The following is a 5,708-nucleotide window of genomic DNA, read 5'->3' on the forward strand; positions in this document are numbered from 1 at the left end:
GCCCGGCGGCCACCGGACCCGTGGCCCCCGTGGCCGTCTGCTCGGTGGCCCCGCCCGCGGTCCCCGGGCCGGCCACCGGGCTCGTGACGGCGGGGCCGGCGGCGGCCGGCGCGTCGGACAGCGTCGATGCCGAACCCGCCAGCACGTCGGAGGGCATGGCGATGACAGCCGCCACCGTGGTCGCGGCGAACAGAAGCTGCGGAATGCTCGGACGCGCGACACGCGCCGCGTGAGCGGCTGGACGCGCCCCCGGCGCAGGACAGGTGACGCTCCGAGAACACGGTGTTGCCGGACCCCTCCGGTGTCGAACCATGGAACACCTCTACCCGACCCGGAGCATTCGATGCATGTAACACATCTGACACTCCTCTGTCGACCGATCGAAAAGAGCCCCCGAACAGCCGAGACATGATCCTCTCTTTGGCCTGGGAGATATCACGACGGCGTGCGTCGGGTTACCGTGGAGCTTGCCGATGTGAGCCTGGGCACATCGGAAGTTGGAATGTTGTGATTGGAATGTTGTGAGTCGCATGGGCCACGAGGAAGGTGAGCCCATGCCGGAGCCAGTGATCGACGTGGTGTACGAGACCACGGACGCGGAGGACGAGTACGACCGTCAGTGCCTGGACACGGCGCTTGCCGAAGGCGGCGAGCCCGTGCCTCTGGACGAAGCCATGGCGGAACTGGGCTTCACCTGGGATGACCTGACGGGCTGACCCCCTGCGGGGGCGCGGCAAGATGGTCATTGCGACCGAGTCTGCCCTGTATGTGGTGACGATCAGGCAGTCAGCGCTGCGCGCGGTGGGCAAGCTCCCTCGGGAGATACAGACGCACCTGTCCGCTCGATGATCTCTTCTCTGGTAAGAGCGATCATTTCGGCGGGCGGGTGCCTCACCTTCTCCAAACCAAAACGCGACTACGTTCCGTCACCACGGGTCGTCACGCACGGCTGCTGACCGGATACGCCCTCCAGTCAACTGCGGAGAGGCGGTTTTTGTGGGGCTTCAGCTTGACGTTGGCATGGCGGGTTCCGGTCAGCGCAGGAGCAGGGTTGTGCCGTGGAGCAGGCACAGGGTGTTGGCCAGGGCGAAGGCGGCGACCCAGAGGCCGCCGGGGATGCCGGTGAGCTCGGCCATGGCGTCCGCGTCCGAGGAGGACGGGCCCTTTCTGCGGTGCCGGTGCAGGTCGAGGACGGAGCGGGGGCCGGACAGCAGCAGGAACCAGGTGAGGAAGCAGGCCAGCGCGCTCTGCGTGCCCGTGTCGGCCGAACGCAGCGCCAGTACGACCGCTCCGGCGGCCGCGACGATGATCGCGATCCCGAACGCGTTGCGGACGACGAGGAAGAGCGCGGCCAGCGCCATGACGGCGAGCAGCAGCGTCGCCGTGACGTGCCCGGCACGCAGCAGGGCCGCCGCGCCCAGGCCGAGCAGCGACGGCGCGGTGTAACCGGCCGCTGAGACGAGGAACTCGGTTGTCCGGTTCGGTCGTCCGTACGAGCCGGTGAGGCCGGAGGTGTCCGAGAACAGCCACACGCCGACGACCCAGTATCCGAGCAGGTAGGCGACGAGCGCGTGGCCGCCCTCGTGCGCGATGGTGTCGAGGTGGCCGCTGTTGCGCCAGGTCCGTCGGGGTACGACGGCCGCGAGCGCGACCAGGCCGGTCAGCATGACGATCCACTGTGGCGCGGCCACGCCGTCCACCACGTTGATCGCTGTTTCGCTGGCCGCGGTCATGGGCGTGCTCGTGCCACCGGTACCGATGCTCATGACGCCCCCCCGACGCGACGATCGAGCCCCTGTGGGGCATGGCCTCCGCAGGCCGCCCTCTCGCAGGCTGGCCCGAGTGGATCATTGTTGGAACGTTGCTCTTTTGGGCTTCCTGTTCGTTTATCACACAAGAAACTCTTAAAAAGAGCAACAGAATATCTACCAAGCGACTATCGGTTGTCATGATTTAGATCATGGCGAGGCAGGGAAGCGGGTTACGGCCGTACTGGGGCGGGCGGCATGCCGCCGGCATAGCTGTCCGGAAGGCTGGTGGCCGCCCGGAGGGCTGGCGGGCAGCGCGGCGACGGTGTTCTTTTCATGCCGCTGTGGGGCGGGATCCCGGCGGCGTCCCCGCGGCGCGGGGAGAGACGTTCGGGGAGAGCCGCCCGTAGCCGGGCCGATGGGCAGATCTACAAGGAAGTCCCCAGGTTCCTGAAAGCTTTCCCTCAGGCGTGACAGCGACGGTGTGTGTATGACACGTGTGTGGTTGAGCCTGGGGCTTCCCGCGGACCCGGGCCTGATCGCGGAAGCGCTCGGGCCCGATTATGATGTTCTTCCTCCGTCGAGCGAGCCGCCGTTCGAGCCGCCGTTCGAGCCGCCGTTCGAACCGCCGTTCGAACCGCAGCCGGCCGCCGCGGACAGGCCGGCCACCGTGGCTGGCGACGGGTCGTCCCGCCCACAGCCACCGAACGTGACGATCCGGACGATCCTGGTCGTGACGATGTACGACCGGGAACTGCTGCCGATCCTCGCGACCAGGCCGAGTGACACCGCCGTAGTGGTGGTCACGCCACCCGGTGTCGACGTCTCGGCGGACTTCGGGGCGCAGGTGCGAGCCGACGTGATCGGTCCCGCGACCTCGGTGGCGGACGTGGTCGCGCTGATCCACGCCGCGCCGTCGGAGGTGCCCGTATCCGCCGCGCTGGCCGGGCCGTGGTGGGTCGGGCCGGGCCAGCCGGGCGTGCCCGCCGCCGGCATCCCTGGCGCCCCGGGAGGCCCGGGAGGCCCGGAAGGCCCGGAAGGCCCGGAAGGCCCGGGAGATCCGGGAGGCCCGGAAGATCCGGGAGGCTCGGAAGTCCCCGATTACCCCACTGTCGTCGCCGATGCCGCCGCCGGAGCGGAGGGCCGGTCACCGGGTGGAGCCGGCGGTTCCCGCCGGCGGCGCAACGGGCTGATCGCGGCCGCCGCGGTGCTCGTCGTGGTCCTGGGCACCGGCGCCGCCGTGCTGGCCGCCGGTACGGGGATGGACGGTGGCCAGAACGCGGACCGTTCCCTCGCCGCGGGCGGCTTCCCCGGCGACGGCACGGGCTACGGCCGGTTCCACGGAGGCGGCTATTTCCCTTTCCCTCCTGGCAGATACGGTGAGGGATATCCACGCTACGGGGGGTTCCCGGATGGCGGCGAGCGTGGGCAAGGCCGTCCCAGGCTGGCGATCGACGGGGAAGCTCTCCAGGAATGCCTGCGGAGCAAGGGCGTCACCGTCGACGACGGCACCCCCATACGTCCGGATCTGACGGACTCCAAGACCCGTGAGGCCTTCCGGGAGTGCGTCGCGCAGCTTCGCCGCGATTCCGGTCTGCCCGGCGGCGGGCCTGGCGGGCGGACCGGGCCGGACGGGCAGGGCGCGCCGGACGGATTCGGCGGGCCGGGCGGGCCGGGCGGGCCGGGCGGATCCAGTGGATCCAGCGGATCCGGCAGTAACACCTCCACGAGCAACACCGCCACCAGCCTGAACGCTTCCGCCAGTCTGATCACACGATGAGCGCGGGCGTCGGCGGCCTCGACTGGAGCACGGTCGGCACCAGCCTCGAGCCCGCCGAGCCGGTGACCCCGCCGCGGCGGGCGCCGCAACGGGCAGCGGGCCGGTCGCCGGTACGGCTGCCCCGGCCACTGCGGGGGCACGCGGCCGACCCGTGGTGGGCACGCCCGGCGCTGCTCGTCCTGCTGGCCGCGGCCGCTGTCGGTTATCTGTGGGAGCTGGGTGCCTCCCGGTACGCCAACAGCTTCTACGCGGCGGCGGTCCAGGCCGGCACACAGAGCTGGAAGGCATGGTTCTTCGGGTCGTTCGACGCGTCGAATTTCATCACTGTCGACAAGCCGCCGGCGTCGCTGTGGGTGATGGGGCTGTCCGGGCGGCTCTTCGGTTTCAGCAGCTGGAGCATGCTTGTCCCGAACGCGCTCGAGGGCGTGGCCGCTGTCGGCGTCCTGTACCTGGCGGTTCGTCGCTGGGCCGGGCCGCGGGCCGGGCTGCTCGCCGCCGCCGTTCTCGCCCTGACGCCCGTCGCTGTGCTGATGTTCAGATTCAACAATCCGGACGCGCTGCTGGTGCTGCTGCTCGTCGTCGCGGCCTATTGCGTGGTGCGCGCGACCGAGGACGGCGGTTTCCGCTGGATGGCGCTGGCCGGGGTGGCGGTCGGGTTCGCCTTTCTGACGAAGATGATGCAGGCGTTCCTGCCCGTCCCGGCGTTCGCGCTGGTGTATCTGGTGGCCGCGCCCACATCCGTCGGCCGGCGGCTGCTCGGCCTGCTGACCGGCGCGGCCGCGATCGTCGTCTCCGCCGGCTGGTACGTGGCGGCGGTCGAGCTGTGGCCGAAGAACTCCCGGCCCTATATCGGCGGGTCGACCAACAACAGCATTCTCGAGCTCACCTTCGGCTACAACGGCCTTGGCCGTATTTTCGGTGGTGACGGGAATCCCGGCGGGGGCGCCGGCCGGGGCGTGTTCGCCGGCCTGCCCCAGGGGGATCTGCCAGCCGGAGCCGCCGCGTACCTGAACCGGATGACGTCTCCTGGCGGGGCAGGTGGCCCGGGCGGTGACGTGTTCTTCGGCGGTGGTGGCCCCGGCGGCGGGATGTTCGGCGGTGCCACCGGCTGGAACCGGCTGTTCAGCGGCGAGATGGCCACCCAGATCTCCTGGCTGTTGCCAGCGGCGTTGACAGCGCTGGTGGGCGGTCTGTGGGTGACCCGTCGGGCCGCGCGCACGGATCGCGTCCGCGCCGGCCTGCTGTTGTGGGGCGGCTGGACGCTCGTCACCGTCGGCGTGTTCAGCTATATGAGCGGCATCATCCATCCCTACTACACGATCGCGGTCGCGCCGGGGATCGGCGGACTGATCGCTTTCGGCGGGACGGCCTTGTGGCGGGCCAGGAATTCCTGGATTTCCCGGATATTGATGGCGGCGGCGGTCGGGGCCACCGGCGGCTGGTCGTTCGTGCTGTTGAACCGCACCCCCGACTGGTATCCGGCCCTGCGGTTCGTCGTCGTCGCGGCCGCCGCCGTCGGCGCCCTCGCCCTGCTGGTCGGCCGCCGGCCGCTCACCGGCACCCTGAGCGGCACCCTGAGCGGCACCCTGAGCGGCACCGTGGTGGGTGCGGCGGCGGTCGCCCTCGCGCTGGGAGCGCCGTCGGCCGCCTATGCCGTCGAGACCGCGTCGACCCCCCATTCCGGGTCGATCCCCAGCGCCGGCCCGGCGCTGGCCGGCGGCGGCTTTCCCGGCGGGATGGCCCGCCAGTTCTTCGGGCCGGCCGGCGGCGCGGCAAACGACGCGATGGATGGCGCGACGGACGGCCGGCCGCGTGATGGTGCTTCCAGCGGTTCTGGTGGTGGCCCCGGCGGTGGTTTCGACGGCGGTGGTTTCGACGGCGGTGCGGCCGCCGGCTCCGAAATCGTCCAGCTGCTCAGGGATGGCCAGGCCGGCCATCGCTGGGCTGCCGCGACGTCCGGATCCCAGACCGCAGGTGTGCTCGAGCTGGCCAGTGGTACGGCCATCATGGCGATGGGCGGATTCAACGGCGGCGACCCGGCGCCCACCCTGGACCAGTTCAAACAGTATGTCGCGGCTGGTGACATCCACTACTACCTCGCGGGCGGCGGGGCTGGCCGGTCAGCCGCGCCGGGCGCGTCCGCGGGCGCCGCATCCGCCGCGGGTGGCTCCGGCGACGGC

Annotated in this window: 4 protein-coding genes and 1 pseudogene; 4 read left to right on the forward strand and 1 reads right to left on the reverse strand. The window is 70.8% G+C overall.

Features of this window, described 5'->3' with window-relative positions; translation table 11 throughout:
* Both NBX02_RS01980 and NBX02_RS01985 read left to right on the forward strand, forming a co-directional pair.
* Positions 1-233: pseudogene (locus NBX02_RS01980) on the forward strand (hypothetical protein); the annotation flags it as partial.
* 321 nt (positions 234-554) lie between these two features.
* A complete protein-coding gene (locus NBX02_RS01985) occupies positions 555-716 on the forward strand; it encodes a hypothetical protein (protein ID WP_250289719.1) in 162 nt (53 codons plus the stop codon).
* Between the two features lie 318 nt (positions 717-1,034).
* On the opposite strand, the gene NBX02_RS01990 is transcribed toward NBX02_RS01985, so the two are convergent.
* The gene (locus tag NBX02_RS01990) at positions 1,035-1,766 is read right to left on the reverse strand and encodes a M50 family metallopeptidase (protein WP_250286986.1); all 732 of its coding nucleotides are present in this window, start codon (positions 1,764-1,766) and stop codon (positions 1,035-1,037) included.
* 472 nt (positions 1,767-2,238) lie between these two features.
* Between NBX02_RS01990 and NBX02_RS01995 the strand changes: the two genes are divergently transcribed.
* Both NBX02_RS01995 and NBX02_RS02000 read left to right on the forward strand, forming a co-directional pair.
* Positions 2,239-3,528, forward strand: a complete 1,290-nt coding sequence (locus tag NBX02_RS01995) for a hypothetical protein (RefSeq protein WP_250289721.1) — start codon at positions 2,239-2,241, stop codon at positions 3,526-3,528.
* Positions 3,525-5,708: glycosyltransferase family 39 protein (locus NBX02_RS02000; protein WP_250289723.1), on the forward strand; the 2,184-nt coding region annotated here is incomplete at its 3' end. The genes NBX02_RS01995 and NBX02_RS02000, both read left to right, overlap by 4 nt.

Origin of the sequence: Protofrankia sp. CiP1_Cm_nod1 (assembly GCF_920888515.1) — a bacterium.
In the GTDB taxonomy this organism is placed as follows: Bacteria; Actinomycetota; Actinomycetes; order Frankiales; family Frankiaceae; genus Protofrankia.

What these genes read in the sequence shown, in the direction of transcription:
- NBX02_RS01985 (WP_250289719.1), top strand. Translation starts at nt 555, where the DNA reads ATGCCGGAGCCAGTGATCGACGTGGTGTACGAGACCACGGACGCGGAG.
- NBX02_RS01990 (WP_250286986.1), bottom strand. Translation starts at nt 1,766, where the DNA reads ATGAGCATCGGTACCGGTGGCACGAGCACGCCCATGACCGCGGCCAGC.
- NBX02_RS01995 (WP_250289721.1), top strand. Translation starts at nt 2,239, where the DNA reads ATGACACGTGTGTGGTTGAGCCTGGGGCTTCCCGCGGACCCGGGCCTG.